22 protein-coding genes and 2 tRNA genes are annotated in these 24,333 nt (G+C 61.4%); 12 read left to right on the top strand and 12 right to left on the bottom strand.

Going from position 1 to position 24,333, the window contains the following annotated elements:
* Positions 1–318: 318 nt before the first annotated feature.
* From JOF28_RS08975 to dnaA, 9 genes are all read right to left on the bottom strand, one after another.
* A tRNA-Ala gene (locus JOF28_RS08975) sits at positions 319–391 on the bottom strand.
* Between the two features lie 54 nt (positions 392–445).
* Positions 446–519, bottom strand: a tRNA-Ile gene (locus JOF28_RS08970).
* A gap of 95 nt (positions 520–614) precedes the next feature.
* Positions 615–1,022, bottom strand: a complete 408-nt coding sequence (locus tag JOF28_RS08965) for a DUF3566 domain-containing protein (protein ID WP_209705449.1) — start codon at positions 1,020–1,022, stop codon at positions 615–617.
* Positions 1,015–3,600, bottom strand: a complete 2,586-nt coding sequence (gyrA, locus tag JOF28_RS08960; RefSeq protein WP_209705448.1) for a DNA gyrase subunit A — start codon at positions 3,598–3,600, stop codon at positions 1,015–1,017. The genes JOF28_RS08965 and gyrA overlap by 8 nt, the downstream gene beginning before the upstream one ends.
* 51 nt (positions 3,601–3,651) lie before the next feature.
* On the bottom strand, positions 3,652–5,646 hold the full coding sequence (gene gyrB, locus JOF28_RS08955) for a DNA topoisomerase (ATP-hydrolyzing) subunit B (RefSeq protein WP_209705447.1): 1,995 nt from the start codon (positions 5,644–5,646) through the stop codon (positions 3,652–3,654).
* A 187-nt stretch (positions 5,647–5,833) separates the two neighbouring features.
* Positions 5,834–6,325, bottom strand: coding sequence for a DciA family protein (locus tag JOF28_RS08950; RefSeq protein ID WP_209705446.1), 492 nt, complete (start codon positions 6,323–6,325; stop codon positions 5,834–5,836).
* Entirely contained in the window at positions 6,322–7,479 is a 1,158-nt protein-coding gene (gene recF, locus JOF28_RS08945; RefSeq protein ID WP_209705445.1) for a DNA replication/repair protein RecF, read from the bottom strand. Before recF ends, JOF28_RS08950 begins: the two co-directional genes overlap by 4 nt.
* A gap of 6 nt (positions 7,480–7,485) precedes the next feature.
* Positions 7,486–8,628: a DNA polymerase III subunit beta gene (gene dnaN / locus JOF28_RS08940; RefSeq protein WP_209705444.1), complete on the bottom strand. Its 1,143-nt coding sequence runs from the start codon at positions 8,626–8,628 to the stop codon at positions 7,486–7,488.
* Positions 8,629–9,033: 405 nt separating this feature from the next.
* Complete coding sequence (dnaA, locus tag JOF28_RS08935) at positions 9,034–10,431, bottom strand: chromosomal replication initiator protein DnaA (protein WP_245190244.1); 1,398 nt, start codon at positions 10,429–10,431, stop codon at positions 9,034–9,036.
* A 438-nt stretch (positions 10,432–10,869) separates the two neighbouring features.
* On the opposite strand from dnaA, the gene rpmH reads away from it, so the two are divergent.
* The 9 genes from rpmH to JOF28_RS08890 all read left to right on the top strand — a co-directional run bounded on the left by rpmH (position 10,870) and on the right by JOF28_RS08890 (position 17,320).
* Positions 10,870–11,007 (top strand): 50S ribosomal protein L34, encoded by a 138-nt coding sequence (rpmH, locus tag JOF28_RS08930; RefSeq protein WP_209705442.1) that lies wholly within the window; start codon positions 10,870–10,872, stop codon positions 11,005–11,007.
* A 23-nt stretch (positions 11,008–11,030) separates the two neighbouring features.
* Positions 11,031–11,384, top strand: coding sequence for a ribonuclease P protein component (gene rnpA / locus JOF28_RS08925; protein ID WP_209705441.1), 354 nt, complete (start codon positions 11,031–11,033; stop codon positions 11,382–11,384).
* 47 nt (positions 11,385–11,431) lie between these two features.
* A complete protein-coding gene (gene yidD / locus JOF28_RS08920; RefSeq protein WP_209706946.1) occupies positions 11,432–11,695 on the top strand; it encodes a membrane protein insertion efficiency factor YidD in 264 nt (87 codons plus the stop codon).
* Between the two features lie 4 nt (positions 11,696–11,699).
* The gene (yidC, locus tag JOF28_RS08915; RefSeq protein ID WP_209705440.1) at positions 11,700–12,668 is read left to right on the top strand and encodes a membrane protein insertase YidC; all 969 of its coding nucleotides are present in this window, start codon (positions 11,700–11,702) and stop codon (positions 12,666–12,668) included.
* A 7-nt stretch (positions 12,669–12,675) separates the two neighbouring features.
* Positions 12,676–13,176: a Jag family protein gene (locus tag JOF28_RS08910; protein ID WP_209705439.1), complete on the top strand. Its 501-nt coding sequence runs from the start codon at positions 12,676–12,678 to the stop codon at positions 13,174–13,176.
* An 11-nt stretch (positions 13,177–13,187) separates the two neighbouring features.
* Positions 13,188–13,850 carry a 16S rRNA (guanine(527)-N(7))-methyltransferase RsmG gene (gene rsmG, locus JOF28_RS08905; RefSeq protein WP_209705438.1) on the top strand — a complete coding sequence of 221 codons (663 nt, stop codon included), beginning with the start codon at positions 13,188–13,190 and terminating at the stop codon, positions 13,848–13,850.
* Complete coding sequence (locus JOF28_RS08900) at positions 13,843–14,748, top strand: ParA family protein (RefSeq protein ID WP_245189915.1); 906 nt, start codon at positions 13,843–13,845, stop codon at positions 14,746–14,748. The genes rsmG and JOF28_RS08900 overlap by 8 nt, the downstream gene beginning before the upstream one ends.
* A gap of 3 nt (positions 14,749–14,751) precedes the next feature.
* Positions 14,752–15,741: a ParB/RepB/Spo0J family partition protein gene (locus JOF28_RS08895; RefSeq protein ID WP_209705437.1), complete on the top strand. Its 990-nt coding sequence runs from the start codon at positions 14,752–14,754 to the stop codon at positions 15,739–15,741.
* Between the two features lie 214 nt (positions 15,742–15,955).
* Positions 15,956–17,320, top strand: a complete 1,365-nt coding sequence (locus tag JOF28_RS08890; RefSeq protein WP_209705436.1) for a hypothetical protein — start codon at positions 15,956–15,958, stop codon at positions 17,318–17,320.
* A 107-nt stretch (positions 17,321–17,427) separates the two neighbouring features.
* Here JOF28_RS08890 and trxA read toward each other — a convergent pair whose 3' ends face one another.
* The 3 genes from trxA to JOF28_RS08875 form a co-directional block, all read right to left on the bottom strand.
* Positions 17,428–17,751 (bottom strand): thioredoxin, encoded by a 324-nt coding sequence (trxA, locus tag JOF28_RS08885; protein WP_209705435.1) that lies wholly within the window; start codon positions 17,749–17,751, stop codon positions 17,428–17,430.
* A 35-nt stretch (positions 17,752–17,786) separates the two neighbouring features.
* Entirely contained in the window at positions 17,787–18,734 is a 948-nt protein-coding gene (gene trxB / locus JOF28_RS08880; protein ID WP_209705434.1) for a thioredoxin-disulfide reductase, read from the bottom strand.
* Between the two features lie 78 nt (positions 18,735–18,812).
* Positions 18,813–21,491, bottom strand: a complete 2,679-nt coding sequence (locus JOF28_RS08875; protein WP_209705433.1) for a DUF6049 family protein — start codon at positions 21,489–21,491, stop codon at positions 18,813–18,815.
* Positions 21,492–21,543: 52 nt separating this feature from the next.
* Here JOF28_RS08875 and JOF28_RS08870 point away from each other — a divergent pair, with 52 nt between their 5' ends.
* The 3 genes from JOF28_RS08870 to rpsF all read left to right on the top strand — a co-directional run bounded on the left by JOF28_RS08870 (position 21,544) and on the right by rpsF (position 24,332).
* On the top strand, positions 21,544–22,986 hold the full coding sequence (locus JOF28_RS08870; protein ID WP_209705432.1) for a CCA tRNA nucleotidyltransferase: 1,443 nt from the start codon (positions 21,544–21,546) through the stop codon (positions 22,984–22,986).
* On the top strand, positions 22,986–23,801 hold the full coding sequence (locus tag JOF28_RS08865) for a PIG-L family deacetylase (RefSeq protein WP_209705431.1): 816 nt from the start codon (positions 22,986–22,988) through the stop codon (positions 23,799–23,801). The genes JOF28_RS08870 and JOF28_RS08865 overlap by 1 nt, the downstream gene beginning before the upstream one ends.
* A gap of 168 nt (positions 23,802–23,969) precedes the next feature.
* Entirely contained in the window at positions 23,970–24,332 is a 363-nt protein-coding gene (rpsF, locus tag JOF28_RS08860; protein ID WP_209705430.1) for a 30S ribosomal protein S6, read from the top strand.
* Position 24,333 lies beyond the last annotated feature (1 nt).

Below are 24,333 nucleotides of genomic sequence, written 5' to 3'. Positions count from 1 at the left end.
GCTGCGTGATCTCAGGCAGCACCGCTGTCGGCTGCGCAGGTGTCGCGCCGGGAAGGCCCGCGAGCGCGCCGGCCGCAAACGGCAAGGTCGGCTGTTGGTCGGGTGTCTCTGTCATAGCTTCTACGCTATGCCGAGCCCGCAGCTTTCAACACCGAGGCAGCCAGATCATTAGATTCGGGTTTCCCCTACTTCCGGTGAGATTTGCGTTCTTCCCGAACTGACTTTCGCGCTTCGGCGTGTCGCGCTCGGCTCCGTTTCCCGGCAGAAAAAGCAAAACCCCCTCGCCGATCTGATGATCAGCGAGGGGGTAAATTACTGTGGATCCTGGGAGAATCGAACTCCCGACATCCTGCTTGCAAAGCAGGCACTCTACCAACTGAGTTAAGGACCCTTATTCTATTTCTTTTGCTTGAGACTCAACCATACTACACTATCTGAGTCTCGGTGGGGCTACCAGGATTTGAACCTGGGACCTCTTCATTATCAGTGAAGCGCTCTAACCACCTGAGCTATAGCCCCTGACCTGAGAAAACATTACCCGATGCGATTGTTAATGGAAAATCAACCGCGTATTCCGGGAGTGTTCCCTCCGGTGTTACCGCCGTTTGGCGGCCTTAGTTGCTCGTGAAACCGAGCTGGAAACCACCCAGCACGCGCACCAGCAGGTTGTAAATCAGCGAAGCAATCGCGCCCAGCGCGGTGCCCACAATCGTGTTCAGAATGCCCACAACGACCGCGAATCCGACGATCTGTGAGAAGCCGATGATCTTCATCAGGCTGTTATCTTCGCCCACGATATCCATGAACAACGAGTCGACCTGATCGAGTACACCGGTCTGCACGAGCACCGTGTAAATCAAGATAATGGCGACCACGCTCACGATGGCGAGGCAAATCGATACCAAGAAGGAGAACTTCACGGCCGACCAGAAGTCGAGGTAAACGAGCTTCAATCGCACCTGTTTTGCAGGCGCTTTTTTGCGCGTTTTTTTAGCCAGCTTGTCGGCGACAGTGTTACTCATTCAGGTTATCCTCGTTCTCAGCGGTCTCGACGGCTGGGCCCTCGGGCTCTTCCTCTTCAAGCCCACGCTCCGAATTTCGCGCGATGCCAATAATACGGTCACGCTCTGGGAATCGCGCGAATACGACTCCCATAGTGTTACGACCCTTTGCTGGCACCTCTGCGACGTGCGATCGAACTACCTTACCGCTCGCGAGCACCACCAACACCTCGTCACCCTCATCGACGATCAGTGCGCCGACCAGGTCGCCGCGGTTCTCGTCGAGCTTCGCAACCTTGATGCCGTAGCCGCCACGGTTCTGTACGCGGTACTCCCCCACTGAGGTGCGCTTGGCGTAGCCACCCTCGGTGACCACGAACACGAAGCCCTGATCATCGTTCACGCGAGAGGCCGACAGCAGTGTGTCACCCTCACGGAAGTTCATACCACGCACACCACTCGTCGAGCGACCCATGGGGCGCAATGCCTGATCAGAGGCGGTAAAGCGAACCGACATGCCCTGTTTGGAGACCACCAGAATGTCGTCGTCTGACTCTGCGATCAGCGCAGACACAAGTTCGTCGCCCTCGCGCAGCTTGATGGCAATGATGCCACCGGTGCGGTTGGTGTCGTACTCAGAGAGCGCGGTCTTCTTCACCAGGCCATCACGGGTCGCAAGCAGCAGGAAGCCGGCCTCGTAGTCAGGAATATCGAGAATCTGCGTGACTGACTCGTCAGGAGCCAGTGCGAGCAGGTTTGCGAGGTGCTGACCCTTTGCGTCACGACCTCCCTCGGGAATCTCGTAGGTCTTCGCGCGGTACACACGGCCCGTGTTCGTGAAGAACATCAGCCAGTGGTGCGTGGTGGTCACAAAGAAGTGCTCGACGATGTCATCGGCGCGCAGCTGCGCTCCCTTGACACCCTTACCACCGCGGTGCTGCGAGCGGTAGTTGTCGATGCGCGTGCGCTTGACGTAGCCGCCACGGGTGACCGTTACGACCATCTCTTCCTCGGGGATGAGGTCTTCCATCGACATGTCACCGTCGTAGCCGTGCAGAATCGTGCTGCGGCGTTCGTCGGCGTACTTATGCACGACCTCGCCAAGCTCGGCCACAACGATGGCGCGCTGCTGTGACGGCGAAGCGATAATCGCCTCGTACTCAGCGATCTGCTGCTCGAGCTTGGCCGCGAGGTCAAGAATCTTCTGGCGTTCAAGAGCGGCAAGACGGCGAAGCTGCAGACCCAAAATGGCGTCAGCCTGCAGCTGGTCAACAACGAGCAACGACATCAGGCCCTCACGGGCTTCGTCAACGGTCGGTGAGCGACGGATCAGCGCAATGACCTCATCGAGTGCGTCAAGCGCCTTCAGGTAACCGCGCTGAATGTGCGCCTCGGCCTCGGCCTTACGCAACCTAAATTCGGTGCGACGCACGATAACTTCGATCTGGTGCTTCGCCCAGGCGGTAATGAAGCCGTCGAGGGGCAGCGTGCGGGGCACACCATCCACGATCGCCAGCATATTTGCGCCGAAGTTGTCCTGAAGCTGTGTGTGCTTATAGAGGTTATTAAGCACTACCTTTGCGATCGCATCGCGCTTCAGTACGATAACGAGACGCTGGCCCGTGCGGCCACTCGTCTCATCGCGAATGTCAGCAATGCCCTGAACGCGGCCTTCCTTGACCAGGTCAGCAATCTTCACCGCGAGGTTATCGGGATTCACCTGGTACGGCAGCTCAGTGATGACGAGGCAGGTACGTCCCTGCAACTCCTCGATGCTCACCACAGCACGCATCGTGATCGAGCCACGGCCCGTGCGGTAGGCGTCGCGAATGCCCTTGGTGCCCAGAATCTGTGCGCCGGTGGGGAAATCAGGGCCCTTGACGCGCTCCATGAGGGCATCAAGCAGCTCGTCACGCGTCGCGTCCGGGTTCTCCAGGTGCCAGATGGCGGCCTCGGAGACCTCCCGCAGGTTGTGGGGCGGGATATTGGTCGCCATACCGACGGCAATACCCACTGAACCATTAACTAGCAGGTTGGGGAACCGGCTCGTCAGAACGGTCGGTTCTTGGGTGCGACCATCGTAGTTATCTTGGAAGTCGACGGTGTCTTCGTCAATGTCGCGCACCATCTCCATGGCGAGGGGCGACATTTTGGTCTCGGTGTAACGGTGGGCAGCAGCGCCATCGTTACCGGGAGAGCCGAAGTTACCCTGACCCAGCGCCAACGGGTAGCGCAGCGACCAGGGCTGCACCAAACGCACGAGCGAGTCGTACACGGCGGTGTCACCGTGCGGGTGGAACTGACCCATGACGTCACCGATGACACGGGTGCACTTCGAGAAGGCCTTATCGGGGCGGTATCCCCCGTCGTACATCGTGTAGATCACGCGACGGTGCACTGGCTTCAAGCCATCGCGCACGTCAGGAAGCGCGCGGCCCACGATCACGCTCATGGCGTAGTCGAGGTACGAGCGCTGCATCTCGACCTTTAGTTCGACCTGATCGATGCGGCCGTGGTTGGGGTGCTCATTTGCCGGGTCCTCGAAGGGAACCGCGTCGTCGGAGCTTTCAGGAGTATTCGTGGTTACGTCGTCGCTCATCAAGATTCTGCTTTCAAGTCTGCTGCCGATTCGGTATCTGCCGGCGAGCGGCTAGATATCCAGGAATCGCACATCCTTTGCGTTTTGCTGGATGAAGGTACGACGTGCTTCCACGTCCTCCCCCATGAGTGTTGAGAAGATTTCATCGGCGATCACGGCGTCTTCCATGGTGACCTGCAACAGGGTGCGGGTTTCAGGGTTCATAGTGGTGTCCCACAGCTCTTCATGGTTCATCTCGCCGAGGCCCTTGTAGCGCTGCACGCCGCTCTCCTTGAGCAGGCGGCGACCGTTCGCGGCGCCGGCTGCGAGGCGCACATCGCGTTCCTCATCGCTGAACACGTACTCGTGCTCGGCGTTGGTCCACTTGATGCGGTACAGCGGCGGCTGGGCGAGGTACACGTAGCCCTGATCAATCAGGGGACGCATGTACCTGAACAGCAGCGTCAAGAGCAGCGTCGTGATGTGCTGGCCATCCACATCAGCATCGGCCATCAGCACGATCTTGTGGTAGCGCGCCTTGTCAGGGTTGAAGTCCTCACCAATACCCGCGCCAAACGCGGTGATCATGGCCTGCACTTCAGCGTTGTTCAGCGCGCGATCAAGCCGGGCCTTCTCAACGTTCAGAATCTTGCCGCGCAGCGGCAGGATGGCCTGTGTGTAGGGGTTTCGGCCGGTTTTGGCTGAGCCGCCTGCCGAATCGCCCTCCACGATGAAGATTTCAGAGACCGTCGGGTCCTTGCTCGTGCAGTCCGAAAGCTTGCCGGGCATGCCGCCCGACTCGAGGAGCCCCTTACGGCGGGCAGTTTCACGTGCCTTGCGTGCAGCCAAGCGTGCGGTCGCCGCCTGGATCGCCTTACGAATGACATCCTTGGCGTTACCGGGGTTACGCTCAAGCCAGTCCCCCAGCTGATCCGTGACGACCTTCTGCACGAACGACTTCACTTCGGTGTTACCGAGCTTTGTCTTCGTCTGACCCTCAAACTGGGGTTCAGCGAGCTTCACCGAGATTACCGCGGTCAGTCCCTCACGAACGTCGTCGCCCGAGAGATTCTCGTCCTTTTCGCGAATAATGTTCTTTTCACGTGCGTACCGGTTGATCAACGTCGTCAGAGCGGCGCGGAAGCCCTCTTCGTGGGTGCCACCCTCGTGAGTGTTGATCGTGTTGGCGTAGGTGTGCACGCTCTCGGAATACGAGGTGGTCCACTGCATCGCAACCTCAAGCGCAATCTTGCGCTCGGTGTCTTCGAATTCGAACGAGATGATGTCTTCGTTCACCACTTCAGCGCGCTTGGCTGAGTTGATGTGGCGTACGTAGTCCTCGATGCCCTTTTCGTAGCAGAACGAGTGGTGCTGAGGCTCGGGCTGAACCAGCTCGCCAGCTTCGTTCTCAACGGCCTCGCGCGGGCGCAGGTCAGTGAGCTCAATCGTGAGGCCCTTGTTCAAGAAGGCCATCTGCTGGAATCGCGTACGCAGCGTCTCGTAATCGAACTCTACAGTTTCGAAAATTTCGGCGCTGGGCCAGAAGTTAATCGTGGTGCCAGTGTCTTCACTGGCCTCCCCCTTCGCAAGCGGGGCATCGGGAACGCTATCGGTAAATGACATGTTCCACGTGAAACCTTGACGCTTCACGGCGACTGTGAACTTGCTCGAGAGCGCGTTCACGACCGAGGAGCCCACACCGTGCAGGCCGCCCGAAACGGCATAACCGCCGCCACCGAACTTGCCACCAGCGTGCAGCACCGTCAAAACAACTTCAACCGTCGAACGCCCCTCCGTTGGGTGCATATCGACGGGAATACCACGCCCGTTATCGATGACGCGAACGCCACCATCTTCAAGGATCGTCACCAAGATCTTGTCGCAGTGGCCGGCAAGCGCCTCGTCCACTGAGTTATCAACGATCTCGTACACGAGGTGGTGCAAACCACGAGGACCGGTTGATCCAATGTACATACCCGGACGCTTGCGAACCGCCTCGAGGCCTTCCAGCACCTGGATCGCTCCAGCGCCATAACTTTCCGCGGCAGCGGCCTGTTCTGAGTTCATACGTTGAATAATCCTTTTCTGGCCGTTTCAGGGCGTTTTCCCACCCGGAACACTTCCCCACTCCAGCCTATCAAAATTACCCCGCGAAACCCCGGTTAGCGGGCGTTAGCGGGGTAATCTTTTCCCTGGTCTCGGGCATTCATGAGGGCCACTGCACAGGAACCCTCGTTCTGCGCAAATTTGGCCGTTATCCGTAGGTGTCTCGGGGCCCACGCCCCTGTACCGTGCGTGGACCATGACGCCAGGTGGGTGCGCCCGGCGATAGGAACCGAATGTCCTTCACGTCGATCTCGGGATACTCCTTCAGCATGCGCGAGTAAATCTCACCGCGCAGCCGGCGCAGCTCAGTCGCCCAGGTCGTGGAGTCACATTGCACGTGCAACACATCGTTCGTGATGCCAATGATTGTGGTGTGCTCGGCGGTGCTTTCCCCAGCAAATACGGGCCACTCCTCGATCAGGCGAGCGCGCTCAAGATCGGCACTCCAACCCATGTCGTTAGAGATCACCAGCAGCACGTCGCTCAAAGCTTTAGGATCGCGGCCCTTGCTGAACGCACTCCCCCCGGGCTCCTGCCCCAGTCGCTTCCGGCGAATGTGTGCAGGGACGCCGCGCCACACCGATTTCGCCCGCAGATAGGCTTCGGTAGGAAATGACGGTCCCTGTTTTGCGGATTTCATAGGCTGAGATCCTCAGTCGAGAGTGTGCCGGCGCTGACGTGTACCTTGTGCCATTCCACGTCGCTGGGCACGTCGCTTTCGACGGCCGCGGTGACAATTACCTGCTCAAAAGCGCTCACTGAGCGCATGAGTCTCGACCGCCGTTCGCTATCAAGCTCAGCAAATACGTCATCAAGAATCATCACCGGATCGCCCGCCGATGACTGCTCCTTCAGTACTTGAGCGAGCGCGAGCTTCAACCCCAGCGCAAATGACCATGATTCTCCATGGCTCGCAAACCCCTTCACGGGGAGCCCGTTGAGAGACATCTCGAGATCATCGCGGTGCGGGCCGGCGAGCGTCATACCGCGATCGACCTCTTTGCCGCGCACAAGTGCGAGGGTTTCGCGAAACTTCGACTCGAGAGTTTCACGTGAAACATCAACGGAATCGGCCACGGGCAGTGTTCCACGTGAAACATTGCCCAGCGCAGACTCGACCATGCCGCAGCGAGGGTGGTGGTCCTCCCCCACGAGAGCGGCATACGATTCGACGAGGTGCGGTGCCGAATCCGCGACATACTCTCGTCGCGCCAACATGATCTGAGTGCCGAGCGACACGAGCTGCTCGTCCCAAACGCTCAGCGTGGATTCAATCTGCGCCAAGCGGCCGCGTGCAGATTTCAGTAGCGCGGTGCGCTGTCGCAGCACTCGATCGTAGTCCTGCAGCACGCCCGCAGCCGCCGGATGGCGAGAAGTGAGTGCGTCGTCGAGGAACCGCCGACGAACGGAGGGCTCTCCACGAACGATACTGAGGTCTTCTGGCACAAAAGCTACCGCTGCGAACCATCGCATGAGCTCGCGTGGTGGCACCGAGTTGCCATTCACCTGCGCGCGATTGGCGCCGTCGCGATTAATCTGCAGGTCAAGCAACACCGTGCGCTGATTGGCTTCGACGCGCAGCCGCAAAAATGCGGCCTGCTCTCCAAATCTCACGAGCGGCCCGTCATTGGATACGCGGTGAGAGCGAAGGCTTGAAAAATAGCCGATCGCTTCGGCCAGGTTTGTTTTACCCTGGCCGTTGCGACCGACTAAGAGGTTTGCTCCCGCTTCGAGGGGAAGCTCCGCGGTGACGTAGTTTCGAAAATCTCGAAGCGAAAGATGCGCGACGCGCATAAGGATCTACCGCAGCAGCAAGTTGGGCTGCAGCAAGTAACGGAAGCTCGTGTCGTCAGAGTCTTCCTTGCTGCGCTGGCTCGTGATGAGCACAGGACCCGGCTTTGCAGGGTTATCGGTGCGAGTAAACGAAATGCGCGCAAACTCAGAGTGCGTTGAGCGCAAACCGTCGAGCAGGTACTGAGGCTTCAATGAAACCGTCATCTCCTCCCCCATCAGGTGCACATCAACGGTTTCCACAGCCTTCGCAGATTCGTTGCCGGCTGCTTCGAGCGTGACGTTACCATCAGCGAATGAGAACCGCAGCGCAGCCTCACGCTCGAGCACAATGCCCACGCGTCCGACAGCGTCAACCAGTTCACTCGTGCTCATCACAGCGTAGTTATCAACGTTGCTGGGAAACAGGCGGCCAACCGGCGGGTAGTTGCCCTTGATCAACAGCGACGTCACGGTCTTGTTGCCACCGGTGAACGCGATAACCTCACGATCGTCGTCCTTCACAATGGCAATCTTCACAATGCCATCGTTACCGAAGGTTTTACCGACCTCGGTCACAATCTTCGCAGGAACCAGTGCGCTCAGGGCGCCCTGATCCGACTGGTTCTCCCAGTCAATGCTGCGGGTCGCTACGCGGTAACGGTCAGTTGCCGTCAGCGTGAGCGAGTTTTCCTGGATTTCGAGCTGCACACCAGTGATCACGGGCGTGACGTCATCCTTTGACGCCGCGAGTGAAACCTGTGCAATAGCTTCTGAGAAAGCATCAGCCGGCACTGAGCCAGACACGGCTGTGATGTTCGGCAGCTGTGGGTATTCTTCCACGGGCATTGCGGGAAGGCTGAATGACACCGAACCACATCGAACTTCAACGCGATTTTCAATCAGCGTCACTTCTACGTCTGAGTGCGGCAAGCGCTGCGCAATCTCACTCAGCATCTTGCCTGAGACCAGTGCGCGACCGGCTTCGACGATCTCTGCCGTAATGACAGTTCGTGATGACACTTCATAGTCGAACGTCGAGACAGTGAGCTCGCCGTTCTGAGCCTCGATAAGTGCACCACTCAACAAAGGTTGGGTGGGTCGCTGAGGTAGCAACTTGACCGCGAACGAGACGGCCTCGCTGAACACGTCACGATTAACGGTGAATCGCATCTCGCTCCCTTCGGTGAACTACAGCCCGCGTGTAGTTCTAGCGTCACAATCTTTGCACACTCTCCCCGTGAAGCGCTGTTCCACAGGCTCAAGAGCTGTTAACACGATTTTTCGGATCTTGTGATCGAGTGCCCGTGTATAAAGATTGATGTGTTAACAGTGTTAACGCTTGTGGAGTCTGTGGATAACTCCCGAGGGGCCATATGACGCAAGGGATCCGGGGGTATCTCGGGTGTGCACTGAAATTGAAAAATGTGGAAACTCGGTTGGGGACCAGTTCGAGGGGCTCGAGCCCTCCCTCACAGGGTCAGCAAAGTTGTCCACAGCGACACGCGAGCTATCCACAGTTATCCACAGGGGGGTATAAACCTGGGGGTAACTTGTGCTCTGGCGTGCCATGGGCATTTACTTCGACGCCTGCTTGATGCGGGTCGTGAGCTCTGTGACCTGGTTGTAGATCGAGCGACGCTCAGCGATCAGCTGCGAGATCTTCTTGTGGGCGTACATCACGGTCGTGTGATCGCGGCCACCAAAGAGCTGTCCGATCTTGGGCAGCGACAGCGGAGTCAGTTCGCGGCACAGGTACATCGCAATCTGACGGGCCGTCGCGATCTGCTGTGCACGGGTGGGCCCGTACAGATCATCGACCGACAGCTCAAAGTATTCAGCTGTGCGGGTGATGATGTCTGCCGGCTGCACTTCGTTGTCGGCGTCAAGGGTGATGAGATCCTTGAGCACCGTGTGCACGAGAGGCATATCGATGCGCTGCTGGTTCAAGCTCGCATAGGCGGTGACGCGAATGAGGGTGCCCTCGAGCTCACGAATATTCGAGGTGAGCTTGCTAGCGATGAATTCGAGAATGTTGTGATCGATCTCGAGGTTCTCGCGCTGTGCCTTCTTGCGCAGGATCGCAATACGCGTTTCGAGGTCAGGCACCTGAATATCAGTGAGCAGGCCCCACTCGAAGCGCGACAGCATGCGCTCTTCAAAGCCACGCAGCTGCTTGGGCTGCACATCACTCGTGATGACAACCTGCTTGTTGTGGTCGTGCAGGGTGTTGAACGTGTGAAAGAAAGCTTCCTGCGTCTCAACCTTGTCGGCCAAGAACTGAATATCATCCACGAGCAAAATATCGACACTGCGGTACCGGGCGTGAAAAGCTGCGCCCTGGTTATTGGCAATGGAGTTAATGAAGTCGTTGGTGAAATCTTCAGAGCTGACGTAGCGCACGCGCACGTCAGGGAAGAGCTCACGGGCGTAGTGACCGATGGCGTGCAACAGGTGGGTTTTGCCCAGGCCCGAATCACCATAGATGAAGAGCGGGTTGTACGCTCGGGCCGGCGCCTCGGCGACGGCGACGGCAGCCGCGTGGGCAAACCGGTTCGACTGCCCGATGACGAAACTCTCGAACAGGTACTTGGCGTTGAGACGACCCTCGCCAGGCTCACCCGCGCCGTGGCGCGTGCGGGGCTCAGACACAGGGCGCGCTGCCGGCTCACCGCGAAATTCGGCCGGGGCCGATGCCGCATGGTTGAGGGGCGCGGGGGGAGCGATCGTTTCGACCGGCTCCGGATCAAGCGAGGGGTGAGCGTCTTCGTCAACGATCACAATGTAGTTATCGATCCCTGATGCTTCGGGGATGCTCGCGAGGGCGGCCATGATCGCCGGGCGCAGTCGGTTCTCGAGCAGCTTGAGGGTGAAGTCAAGCTGCACAGCGAGGTACAGCGTTCCCGCAGCGACACCTCGAGGAAGTGCAAGTGCGAGCTGGGCGCCGACGGGGGCACCCACACTGGGGTCGCCCATCACCGCTTGGGTGACCCGTTCCCAGATCTGCTGAATTTCGTCGTCTGTCACGCGTTTTCTCGACTCTAATTGTGGGGTGAGATGATTCAATGTTATACCCAGAGTTATCCACAAGCCAGAGGGGCTTGTGGCGCATAAACCCGTGAGTTACTCGCGCCGATAAAACACCTGCGCCAACGTTAGTCACAGATTTGTCCACAGGCAAGTTTCGGCTTTTCATTCGAGGGTTGATGCCTATTTCAGGCGCCAGGTTTGTTCTCATGTATATGCACGCTAGAATCGAGACAAAACCACTTGCATTGACGCTGCGCGTAAAAGCGCGTAGAGTGTCAATCTTGTATGGGCGACAGCTTTCCGCTGTCCTGCCCAAAATCGACTTCCTCAGCATCAAATGAGTGCTTGGGGATCTGTTCCAAAAGTCACGGAGTCTGTACAACTATGAGCAAGCGCACTTTCCAGCCCAACAACCGTCGCCGCGCAAAGGTCCACGGTTTCCGTACCCGCATGCGTACCCGCGCCGGCCGTGCCATCCTCGCTGCGCGTCGCGGCAAGGGCCGCACGAAGCTCAGCGCGTAACTAGCAGCCTCCCCTTTACGATCATGCCCGCGAGGCAGCATCGAATTATTCGGGGAGAGGATTACCGGCGCACTGTGCGTTCCGGCCGCCGCGTGGGTGGTGCTTATTGCATCACCCACGCGGTTTTCTCTGCCCCCACGTCTCCCGCTCGCTTCGGATTCATCATCACGAAGGCAGTGGGCAATGCCGTGACCCGCAATCTGATTCGGCGCAGACTGAAGACGATTGTCGAGCGCCGCATCGCTGAGGGCACCGCGGGCGTCGACATTGTCTTTCGCGCGTTCCCCTCGATTACCGAAGCCAGCTTCGAAGAACTCGAGACTGAAGTCAATCGCGCGCTCACGCGCGCCTTGCGCGCACGGCCCGCGGAAGCGTAACCGCCGTGCGAGCCCTGATTGAGTGCTACTTGCTGCCGCGAAACCTGATGATCGGATTCATGATTTGCTATCGCAAACTCATCTCCCCGCTCTACGGTGAGGTGTGCAGGTATTACCCATCGTGCTCCCGATATTCTCTTGAGGCATACCAGCAGCGAGGTTTCATCATTGGCGTCGCTCTGACTGCGTGGCGACTTGTGCGCTGCAACCCCTTTAGTGGTGGCGGTATCGATGACGTACCGGTAGTCGCGCACCCACGCTTTACGCTTTCACCACGCGGCTTCGTCCGCTCCCCTCATCGAAAGGCCTAATCCGGTGGAATTCATCGAAACCATATTGTGGCCGCTGCGCTGGCTCGTTGAGCTCGTGCTTGCGGTCTGGCATCAGCTGCTGACGTGGGTGGGGATGGACCCGGCTGCGGGCGCCACCTGGGTGCTCGCAATTATCGGCCTGGTGGTTGTGGTGCGCTCGGCGCTGATCCCTGTGACGGTGCGACAGATCAAATCTCAGCGACGCATGATGGATCTTGCGCCCGAGATGAAGAAGATCCAGGACAAGTACAAGGGCAAGAAGGACCAGTTCTCTCGCGAAGCCATGAGCCGCGAGACGATGGGCCTGTACAAGAAGCACGGTACGAACCCGTTCGCTTCGTGCCTGCCCATCTTGATCCAGATGCCGATCTTCTTCTCACTGTTCTACGTGCTGCGCCAGGCTTCGGGCGCTGCGGGCAGCGGCGGCGACGGCACCGGCCAGGCCGGCATCGGCATGATGACGCAGGAGCTCACCGAGAGCTTCAACGCGGCCACCATCTTCGGTGCGCCCATCAAGATGACCTTCACCCAGGGCTGGGAGCAGGGCAACTGGATGGTTGTCGTCATGCTCGGCGCCATCATGCTGCTGATGATCGCCTCGCAGTTCTTCACTCAGCTGCAGATCATGTCGAAGAACGTTTCTGATGAAACGAAGAACTCCTCGATGTACCGCCAGCAGAAGATCATGCTGTACATCATCCCCTTCGCGTTCCTGTTCTCGGGCGTTACGTTCCCGCTCGCACTGAACATTTACTGGTTCTCATCGAACCTGTGGACCATGGGTCAGCAGTTCATTGTTATTCGCAGCATGCCCACTCCCGGCAGCGAAGCCTGGCGCGCACGCCAGGCCAGGCTCAAGGCAAAGGGTAAGCTCAAGGAAGATGATGCGGCTCCCGCATCTGAGCAGCTTGACGCGGGCCAGCGCCAGCAGCCCGTCAGCGCCAAGCGCGCTAAGAAGAAGAAAAACAAGTGAGGCACCCGTGACAACTGGTTCACCACAGGACCGACCCGCTGAAGACCTGACGCTCGAAGAGCTTGAGGCCGATGGCGATCGCGCCGCAGACTACATCGAGGGCTTGCTCGATATCGCTGATCTTGATGGCGATATCGACATTGACGTGGCCAACGGCCGCGTCTACGTCTCGGTGACCGGCGGCGACGCAGAGCTTGAGCGCATCGCCACGCCCGACGTGGTGCAGGCGCTGCAAGATCTTACGCGTCTCACGGTGCAGACCCACACGGGCCGGTTTTCACGCCTCATTGTTGATGTTGGTGGCTCACGAGACGCGCGCACGATTCAGCTGCGCGGGCTCGTAGACGCGGCGATCGCACAGATCGCCGCGGGCCGCGAACAGGTAGCGCTCGAGCCGATGTCGTCATACGAGCGCAAGCTCGTGCACGACGAGGTCGCCTCGCGCGGGTACCGCTCAGAATCTCAAGGCGAAGGCCGCGACCGCCGCCTCGTCATCACTGCGTCTTAGTAGAGGGTGTCGTGACCGTTTCACGTGAAACCGATCCGGCCGCCATTGAGCCAGAGCCCGCAGCGGCTGCTGTGCTCGCTGGCGACCGGATCGATGTACTGCGCGCCTTCACCCAGGATCTGGGTGAGCGCGGAGAAGAGCTGGGCCTGATTGGTCCGCTCGAGGCCCCACGACTGTGGAGCCGGCACATTGTTAATAGCGCGCTGCTCGCTCCCCTGGTGCAGTCAGGCGCGACGGTTGCCGACATCGGCACCGGCGGCGGTATGCCCGGGCTGATCCTGGCGATTGTGCGCCCCGATGCACATTTCCTCTTCATCGAGCCGATGGAGCGCCGCTGCGCTTGGCTGACCGAGCAGATCGAGCGCTTGGGTCTTACCAACGCCGAGGTGCGCCGCGGTCGCGTCGAAGAGTTCCACGACGCCTTCGAGGTCGACCAGGTGACCGCACGCGCGGTCACCGCGCTGAAGAAGCTCGTCCCCCTGACCGCGCCGCTGCTGCGCGACGGCGGCGAGATGCTCTTCTTGAAGGGCGCCTCGATTCAGACTGAGATCGAGGCGGCCGAGAAGGCGCTGCGCAAGCACCGCGTGCGTGAAATCGCCGTGGAAGAGCTTGGCGCGGGCCTAGACGTAGAGACCACCCGAGTATTTCGAGCTAAAATCGTGAGACATGGCTGAAGCTGAGAAGTCCATCGTTGGCGACCACCTCGTTGACAAGATTCGGCGACGCCGAAAGCTTGCCGAGACAGTTTCGCCGCTGCCCGAGCACACCCGCATCATCACGGTGTCTAACCAGAAGGGCGGCGTGGGTAAAACCACGACGACCGTCAACCTGGCCTCGGCGCTCGCTCGTCGTGGCGCCAACGTCTTAGTGATCGATCTCGACCCCCAGGGCAACTCCTCGACCGCGCTCGGTGTCCCCCACCGCCCCGAAGTGACGAGCGTCTACGACGTGTTACTGGGCGATGCTGAGATCGCCGACGCCGAGGCACCCACCACGGATCACGAGAACCTGACGTGCGTGCCCTCGACCATCCACCTGGCCGGCGCCGAGATCGAGCTCGTGTCACTCGTGGCACGTGAGCAGCGACTGCGCACCGCACTGCAGACCTTCTTGGATGCCTCTGAGCGCACCTACCACTACGTCTTCATCGACTGCCCGCCCTCGCTGGGCCTGCTCACGGTGAACGCGTTTGTGGCCGCTGACGAGGTACTGATTCCGATTCAGTGTGAGTACTACGCACTCGAGGGGCTGAGTCAGCTACTCAGCAACATCAAGCTCATTCAGAAGCACCTGAACCCCGACCTGCACGTGTCGACGATCATGCTGACCATGTATGACGCTCGCACCAACCTTGCACACGAGGTCGCCAGCGAGGTTCGCGCACACTTCCCCGCTGAGGTCATCGGCGCGGTTATTCCGCGTTCGGTTCGTATCTCTGAGGCACCAAGCTACGGTCAAACCGTGCACGCGTATGATCCGGCATCGATTGGCGCCCTGGCGTATCTCGAAGCCGCAGCTGAGGTGGCCGAGCGCGGCGCACCCGCGCAGACTCAAGTGATGGAAGGGGCTTAACCGATGACGGCTAAGAAACGAAGCGGGCTGGGGCGCGGTATTGGCGCCCTGATTCCGCAGTCGTCGACGAGTGGCGAACGCCCGGTCGATGTGTTCTTCCCTGCGAGCGGATCCTCGAGCGCGACGCCCGAGCCCGTTGAAGCTCCCGAGGTCACCGCGACCGACGATCTGCAAGACGTACCCGGTGCGCGGCTTACTCGCCTGCCGGTTGCCGACATTGTTCCGAACCGGCTGCAGCCGCGTCGCGAGTTCGATGAGGATGCGCTCGACGAGCTCACGCACAGCGTGCGCGAGTTCGGTGTGTTCCAGCCCATCGTGGTGCGCGAGATCGACCCCGCGCCAGCTGAGGGCCCGCGGTTTGAACTCATCATGGGTGAGCGTCGTCTGCGTGCATCGCGTCGTGCCGGGCTGGATACGATTCCCGCGATCGTGCGCAGCACCGCCGACGAGCACATGCTGCGTGATGCGCTGCTCGAGAACCTCCACCGCGCACAGCTGAACCCGCTCGAAGAAGCTTCGGCGTACCAGCAGCTGCTCGGTGACTTTGGTATTACTCAAGAGCAGCTCGCGACCCGCATCGGTCGCTCGCGCCCGCAGATCTCGAACACGATCCGCCTGCTGCGCCTGCCCGAATCGGTGCAGGCCAAGGTCGCCGCTGGTGTCCTCTCGGCAGGCCATGCGCGCGCGATCCTGTCGCTCGATGGTGACTACGAAGCGATGCTGCACCTCGCAGACAAGATCGTGAACGAGGGCCTGTCGGTGCGTGCCGCCGAAGCCCTTGCCGCCGAACAACCCAAGCCGAAGGTGCCCAAGGCGCGTGCCGGCGGCGTGCAGGCGCAGCTCGGCGAGATTGCTGACCGCCTGGGTGACCGCTTCGACACACGCGTGGCGGTGAAGCTGGGCGCGAAGAAGGGGCAGATTATTATCGACTTCGCGACGATCGCTGATCTCAAGCGCGTGCTGAGCAACCTGGGTGACCCCGGGTTTGGGTAGCGAAAACCTTTAGCACTGCTAAAACTGGCCCTGCTTCGCCGACTTCATTGTCGGTGCAGCAGGGCCATTTTGCGTGTTCGTGCCAAATTGCGGTTCTGCGCAAGGAACGAGGCACAAGATCCACGCCCTGCTCCCCTCACGCGGTGCTCACCGTTGTGATTGACTTCAATCATGAATGACAAGCCAACGCTTATCTCAGCAGGAAGGCGCAGTAATGAGCGGATTCTTGATACCTGAGACCCATGACTGTGCGTTAGGTGACCACGTTGCACGCTGGCGCCTCCTGGAGAAAGCATCGCCGCTCACTTGGGACGCGCAGATCGGTGGTTCGTGGCATCGTCCACCGGTACTGCCGCAGTATGCGCCACTGATCGAAGCGCTCACCGCAGCTGGGATCGACCCGCATGTAGTCGAATGGCCCACACACGGCGACTCGATTCAGCAGCTCCGAGTCGCAGCGGCAGACTGGGCGGTCCCCGATGCGGCCGCTGCTTTTGTCGCTGGCCTATGGTCCGCTCCGGCTGCGTGGCGCGCGGTACTGCTGGGCGTACTGATCGAACGGCAGCTTCCAGAACACCCGTTTACCCCGTGGAGCAACTCCGTTACAGATCTGTGCCAAGTGTGCGGGTATCGTGACCGACCCCAGCAGCTGGTAGCGGCCTGGTCGTCCTATCTCACCGAGGGTACGCCGCTCGACGGTGAACCTTCCGGCTACGCTCAGGCGCTCGCCTGGCTGGCGGCAGAACGACCCGAGCCAACTGAATATGACCGCTGGGCGCTGGGCGCGATCATATCCGTGATTCGTTCTTTGCCAGCCGGATCTCGCTACACCGCGGCTGCCAAAGCGATCACCGCGGCCAAAATTCTCCCCGACAAACGCGCGGTCAACGCGGTGCTCGAAGACCTCGCCCTCATCGGAGTGCTGGCGCCCACAGACCGCCCCGGCATGTGGGAGAAATTTACCACCTATCGGGAGCGCGATCAGCGCCCCAATATCAAAGTCGAAGTGCAAGCACCGTTGGCATGGTGGGACACGACAGCTGGTGACGCAGGTATTCGCACTGAAGTAGTAGATGCTATTTTCGGCCCACTCAATATTCCACCCGTCCACCTTGATGCTCCTCGACCCGCTCCGCACCCTGCCCTCAAAGACCTGCTCAGTGGCGGGCTCAGCGCACGCATGCGCAGACTCGTTCCCAAAGCCGACAAGCCCGCAGCGTCCACAGGCAGCGGCCCGGCCGCAGCGGGCGACGTGTGGGCCATCCGTATCCAGCCGGGAAAATGGGTGACCGTCTACCTCCACGAAGTCCAAGAAAGTGGTCGGCCTTACGCCTACGCAGAGTTTCTGGCCGGAACGTTCCCCGAGATGCCCACCGCAAAGGACATCGTCACGGCGGTGCAGCCGCGCCGCACCGGCCGCAGTGCGACATGGGTCCACTCCATCGAAAAGAGACCTTGGATGCGCCGGATCGCGCAGGCACACCCTGCGCCAACATCGCAGGCGGCCTACCCAGAAGGCGGCAGCTGGGGCGCCGCCAAAGAGCTTCGGCACCTTGCTGACTGGCACTACGCCCGATAACAGGCGACGAGATCGCAGCCGTTAATATTCAGCGCCCCCAATTAAACAAAAATCCCCTTCGCTCAGCACGCAGCTGAGCGAAGGGGATCCGGATCAATCCACAGGGATTAAATGATTCCCTTGAGGTGCTCCTCGATCATCTGCTTGGGCATGGCGCCGATGATCTCGCGCACCTCTTCGCCGCCCTGGAAGACCTTCATCGCGGGGATCGAAGTGATGCGGAACTTTGCCGCAATGTTGGGGTTCTCATCAATGTTGAGCTTCGCAATGATGATCTTGCCCTCTTGCTCAGCCGCGATCTTGTCGAGGATGGGCGAGACTGCGCGGCACGGCCCGCACCAAGCGGCCCAGAAATCCACCAGCACGGGAACTTCGCTCTGCATAACAAGCTTGTCGAAGGACTGCTCGTCGACGATAATCGGTTCGTTCATGGTGACCTCCTGGTCGGTGAGAAAGTGTCAGAGAATTACTTGGCAGCCGCGAGTGCGGCCTGGTCGAGCGCTGCGAGGTAGTGCTCGGCGTCAAGGGCGGCCGCGGTGCCCGATCCGGCGGCCGTGATGGCCTGGCGGTACGAAGCATCGATGACATCGCCCGCGGCGAAAACGCCCGCGGCCGATGTGCGTGAGCTGCGGCCGTCAACGGCGATCGTGCCCTCAGACGTGAGATCCAGCTTGCCGTGCACCAGGTGGGTGCGCGGGTCGTTGCCGACCGCGACGAACAGGCCCTCGATGGCGAGATCGCTCTCGGTGCCATCGACCGTGTTGCGCAGCTTCACGCCGGTCACCTCGGTGTCGCCCACAACCTCTGCGACCTCAGAGTTCCACACGAACTCGATCTTCTCGTTGTCGAAGGCACGCTGCTGCATGATCTTCGACGCCTTGAGCTCGTCGCGACGGTGAATCACGTACACCTTGTCGGCGAAGCGGGTGAGGAACGTGGCCTCTTCCATCGCCGAGTCGCCGCCGCCAACCACGGCGATCGTCTTCTGGCGGAAGAAGAAACCGTCGCAGGTTGCGCACCATGAGACGCCGTGGCCAGAAAGCTTCTCTTCGCCCTCGACGCCGAGCTTGCGGTACGCCGAACCGGTGGCATAGATCACTGCGCTGGCCTCGTGAACGACGCCGTCACCCGAGGTGACGCGCTTCACGTCGCCCGAGAAATCAACGTCGGTGATGTCGTCGTAGACGACCTCGGTGCCAAACTTCTCGGCCTGCTCTTGCATCCGCTGCATGAGCTCGGGGCCCTGAATGCCCTCGGGGAACCCGGGGAAGTTCTCGACGTCGGTGGTGTTCATGAGCTCGCCACCGATACCGACCGAGCTCGCGAACATCAGCGGCTCGAGACCCGCACGCGCCGCGTAAATGGCGGCAGTAAAACCGGCGGGACCGGATCCGATGATGATGATCTGGCGCATGAGGCTCCTCGCTTGTGTGACGGATCTAAGCGACGCACGATGCCCGTCGCCTCCGATATAACCCATCCTAGGTGCGGACTATTCCGCGGGGGTTTCCGTTTCGCTGGTGGCGATGCTCGGCTGAGCGGCAGCTGAGGCCTTACGGCGTTTGCGCACGCTGCGATAGACGCCGAAGATCAGCAGCAGCGAGGCGCTCACACCGAGCACCCACAGGGCGACGGCTTCGACGCTGCTGCTGATGCTCAGGTCGAGCGTGCCGGTGTAGACGGTCGGTTCGCCGCCGTGTGCGCTGACGGTGACGACGAGCCCCGACTCCCCCGATGACACGCGGCTGCGCACGGGCACGAGCACGCGTTCGTTGGCTTCAGCACCCACGATGACCCCGCTGAACACGCGCTCTTCGAGCTCGATCGCGGCAGAGACGGGCACGACGCCGACGGTGACATTGGCGTCAAAGGGCAGCGAGTTGTGCAGCTGCACGGGCACGCTCGTTGACACGCCCACGAGTTGGGTGTGCTCGGTGCTGATGGCCTGCACGCCCTCGAGCAGCTTCGAATCTCGGGTGCGAAACTTCGTCGAGACCTCATCGAAGTTGCTTTCGGCGGGCGCGTATCGCGTGCTGAACAGCGACATCAGGCGCACGCGCTGGTAGCCGCTGAGGTACTGCGGGTGCACGAGCACCGCGCCCACCTCGTTCACCGACGCCTCACGGTTGGCGGCCGAACGCAGCAGCGCGAGCCGGGGCTCAAGCGGCCCCGCGGCCCGCAGCGTGCCGGTGCCCTCGGGCTGATCGGCCACGCTGGTGGCGCGCACGAACGAGAGCTCGGCAATGGCGGTAAGCAGCGACGCCGGATCCTGCGTATCGGCGACACTGCCCCGATTCAGCCCGAGCACTACCCCGGTGCTTTCGGCCTGGGCGCGCACGAACAGTTCGCCCGCGAGCGCCGAGAGGCCGGCCGCGCGTTCAATCTCGGTGTCGCCCGCGAGCGCGGCGGTCGCCGAATCAGCGAGGGAGGCCTCGGTGATGATGGCTTCGCCGTCGTTGAGCGCGATGCGGGGGCCGCCCGAGTGCCGCACGTTGCTCGAGTCGAGCACCACCGAGGTGATATTCGACTCTGCGAGCAGACCGAGGGTGCCCCGGTCAACATCGCCCTCGGCGGGCCACGCTGCGGTAGCGACCTCGCCGGTCACGGTGCCCGCGGCGGTGCCGCTGCCGCTGTCTGTGCTGCCGCTGCTTGTGCCTGCGTTGTTACTGTTATTGCTGCCGGGTTCGCCGCTCGCGGTCTTCCACTGGAGCAGCTCAGCGAGGGTGGGCGGGGCAACCTCGGTCACCTCACCGTCGGTTTCGGCGCCGGTATTTGCGTCGGGGGTGGTATCGCTGTCGGTTTCTGCGTTGGTTTCAGGCTTGGCGTCAGCGTCAACCTCAGCGCCGTTGCTGGTGCTGGGCTCGCCGTTGGCGTCGGTGTCAGCGTTGGCCTCAGCACCGGTTTCGGTCGCGCTGCCGGCTTCAACCCCGGCAGGAGCTTCTGCTTCCACGGGTGCCTCGGCGGCACCCTCCGCATTGGCGGCTTCGGTGTTCGCTACGTCAGTGTCTACGTCAGCGGCTTCGGTGCCCGTGGTGTCTGCGTCAGTGGTTTCCCCACTAGCATCTTCCCCGCCCGTATCTTTCCCATCAGCGTCAGCTGCAGGAACCGGCGCCTCGAACTTGCCAAAGCGCGTCACGAAATCAAGGTTCGTGGGTTCGACGAGCGAGGTGAATCCTATGGCGGCCTGCGCGGCGACATCGGCATCAGCGAACTGCAGCAGAAAGCTCGGGTTGGGGCTCGCCTCGAGGCGAGCCAAGAATTCGCGCGCCGGCCCCGAAGCCTCGACGCCGTAGCTGCGAATGCCGGCGACGATGCGGGGGTCGATCGCGAGGGTTGCCTTCGCCTGTTCGGCTGCGGTGAGCAGCGCATCCCACTCGCGCACCAGGTCAGAGAGCTGCTCACGCGAGGGCATCGCTTGAATCTTGGCTGGCAGTACGAACGGCACGATCATGCTCAGATCGATTTTGGTTTTGCCGGTGCCGCGCCACACCACAGGGGTCGTCGCGGCGGAGTGTGGGGTGGACGCGCCCTCGAGCGTGAGGCTGGCGCGCACGAGATAGGTTCCCGGGGGCGTCAGATCGGTGAACGGCAGCTCTTCGGGCGTGACATTGACGGTGGTGCGCTGTTCACTCTCAGGCCCGGTCGCCCCCAAGTGAGCGGTCTTCAGCGTGGTGAACGCGGTGCCGGGCGCGCCGGAGTCGGCAGCAGCGGCGTCGGTAGCGGCGCTGTCGCCAGGGATCGCGGTGTTCACGGCGTCGGTGAGCGCGGCGACGCTCTTGACGGGCTCCTCACTCACCTCGATCAGCAGTTCGCCGGCTGCAACCTCGGTCTCAGTGGGGTTTGTCAGCTGCGCACTGAGCTCGAGATTGGTTTTTGCGTCGGCCAGAATCGGCTGCGACGGGGCCACCATCAGCGAGGGTGCGGGCGCAACCGCGTCATCTTCAGCTGTAGCCTCGGCTTTTGCCGCCGCACGATCGGCCTTGGCCCCCGACCCCTCGGAATCAGTCTCGATCTCGGCATCGGTAGCCTCGGCCGGCGAGACACGTGCTTCGGTGCGGGCGCTATTCGCGGGGCGATCCGGGGCCATAGGAAGAACCGCGTGCGCCGAAAGCGTGCCGCCAAGAACGAGCGCGACCGACAGAGCGGCCGTGAAGAGGGAGCGAATGCGCATGCACCCAGTGTAAGGAGCGTGCCGAGCCATCACCCCCAGGTACGATAACTAGATGCCCTCTGTTGCCGATTCCATGGTCGCGCTGCGAGAGATCGCCGCGGCCGCTCCCGTTGTTGCACTCGCCAACGCCTTCGCCCGCCACGAGCACGAGTTTGCGCTCGTGGGCGGCCCCGTGCGCGATGCGATGCTCGGGCGCCCCGTCACCGACCTCGATTTCACGACCTCGGCCCAACCCGAGGAAACCAGCGCCATTCTCACCGAGATGGGCGCAAAGATTTGGGATGTGGGCCGCGACTTCGGCACCATCGCCGCGCGTGTGCTGGGTGAGACCGTCGAGATCACGACCTACCGCGCCGAGATCTACCGCGACGACTCGCGCAAACCCGAGGTCACGTTTGGCGACACCATCGAGGGTGACCTCGTGCGACGCGACTTCACGATCAACTCGATGGCGCTGATGCTGCCCGAGATGCGGCTCGTTGACGTGTCGGGCGGTGTCGAAGATCTGCTCGCGCGCAAGATTCGTACCCCGGGCTCAGCAGAATCATCGTTCTCTGATGATCCGCTGCGCATGCTGCGCGCGGCCCGGTTCGCGGCCCAGCTCGGCTTCGAGGTCGTGCCCGATACGCAAGAGGCGATGGTGCGTCTCGCCGACCGTCTCGACATCATCTCGGCCGAACGCATCAGAGACGAGCTCGTGAAGCTGCTGTGCGCGCACGACCCGATCCCCGGCATCAGGCTGCTCGTGGACACGACGCTCGCCGAGCGTTTTCTGCCCGAACTCACCGCGCTCGTCGCCACCCAAGACGATCACGGCCGCCATAAAGACGTGTACGAGCACAGCCTCACCGTGCTCACGCAGACCATCGAGATGGAGATCGCGCGCCGCGAAGACCCCGAGGCCGGCCCCGATATCGTGCTGCGCCTCGCTGCGCTGCTGCACGACATCGGCAAGCCCGCGACGCGTCGCTTCGAACCCAGCGGCGTCACTTTTCACCACCACGACATGGTGGGCGCGAAACTCGCGAAGAAGCGGCTGCGCGAGTTGCGCTTCGATAACGACACGGTGAAGCGTGTGGCCCGGCTGATTGAGCTGCACCTGCGCTTCTTCGGCTACAGTGACCAGCCCTGGACCGACTCGGCCGTGCGCCGCTACGTGCGCGACGCCGGCACCGAGCTCGGCCAGCTGCACATTCTTACCCGCGCTGACGTCACCACGCGCAACCGGCGCAAGGCCGAGCGGCTCGACCACGCATACGACGATATCGAGCGCCGGATCGATGAGCTCGCCGAGGCTGAGGAGCTTGCGGCGGTGCGCCCCGAGCTCGATGGCGAACAGATTATGGCGCTGCTCGGCGTCAAGCCCGGGCCGGTTATCGGCCAGGCATACAAATTTTTGCTCGAGCTGCGACTCGATGAGGGCCCCGTGGGCGAAGAGGTTGCCACTGAGCGCCTCTTGGCCTGGTGGGCGACGATTGAAAAGGATGCGCAGTAATGACGAATGCACAAGACTGGTTTGACGGCCGCGCACGCGTAATGTTTGTGCACGCGCACCCCGATGACGAGACCATCACCACGGGCGGCACGCTCGCCGCCCTCGCCGAGGCCGGCCGCGAGCCGTTGCTCGTCACGCTGACGCGCGGCGAACGCGGCGAGGTTGTGCCAGGCCCCTTCTCGTCTCTCGAGGGCACCGATGGGCTTGCCCCGCACCGCCAGGCCGAGCTGACTGCGGCGCTTGTGATGCTGGGCCTCGAACGACACGTCTTCTTGGGTGTTGATCCGGCGCGTGCCGAGGGCCGCGCCCCCTACATCTATGAGGATTCGGGCATGGAGTGGGCAGAGATCGACCCGGCTCACCCCGAAACTCCCCCGCGCGCGATTCCCGCCAGCAACGTCGGCCCCGATGCGCTCACCAGCGTGCCGGTCGTTGAGCCGCTCACCGATTTGCTCACCGCCGCGCAGCTCGCAGGCGCGCAGGCCATTGTGAGCTACGACGACGGTGGCGGGTATGGCCACCCCGATCACGTGCTCGCACACCGGCTGTCGCGCGCGATCGCCGATGCGCTTGGCCTGCCGTTCTGGGAGATCGTGTCAGAAGACTCCCCCGCGGCCCCGGTCGATGACACCGCACGCGTCGAAATCCACGACGTGACGCCGTGGATGGGGCGCAAGATTTCGGCGATGCACGCGTACGGTACGCAGCTCACCGTTGACGGTGACTCGATCGTGCACGTCGGCGGTCAGCGTGAGCGCATCGAACATCTGGAATCATTTCGCCTGGTCACCGGGCGAGACAGCCAGGCCGAATAACCTTCTGCATAATTAGATCCTCTCCCGACCTGAAAAGCGGGGCAAGAGGTGATAGTATGGACAGGTTGTCTGCGTGTGACGGTCCTTGTCGCACGTTGGCACGATGCACAAACACCCTCCTGCCACAGAAATCCTGTGGCCGTGAAGTCCGAAGGAGGTGGGTAGTACATGCATCCGTACGAACTCATGGTGATCCTCGATCCGGGTATCGACGAGCGTACCGTAGCTCCCAGCATGGAGAAGTTCCTGAGCGTTATCCGCAATGCGGAAGGCGTTATCGAGAACATCGACATCTGGGGCAAGCGTCGCCTCGCATACGAGATCAAGAAGCAGACCGAGGGCATCTACGTTGTTGTGAACTTCACGGCAACCTACGAAGCCACTGCTGAGCTCGATCGTCAGCTGGGCCTTTCAGAGGCCGTTCTGCGCACGAAGGTGCTCCGCTCTGACGAGCTCATCGCTCAGCGCGCTGCACAGACGAAGCGCGACCAGGCTAAGGCAGCTCGCGCCGCCGCTAAGGCTGGCGCGTAGC

This window comes from Leucobacter exalbidus, assembly GCF_017834145.1.
Taxonomy (GTDB): Bacteria; Actinomycetota; Actinomycetes; order Actinomycetales; family Microbacteriaceae; genus Leucobacter; species Leucobacter exalbidus.
Note: the sequence above shows the minus strand (reverse complement) of the source record. Positions and strands in the feature narration are given on the sequence as shown.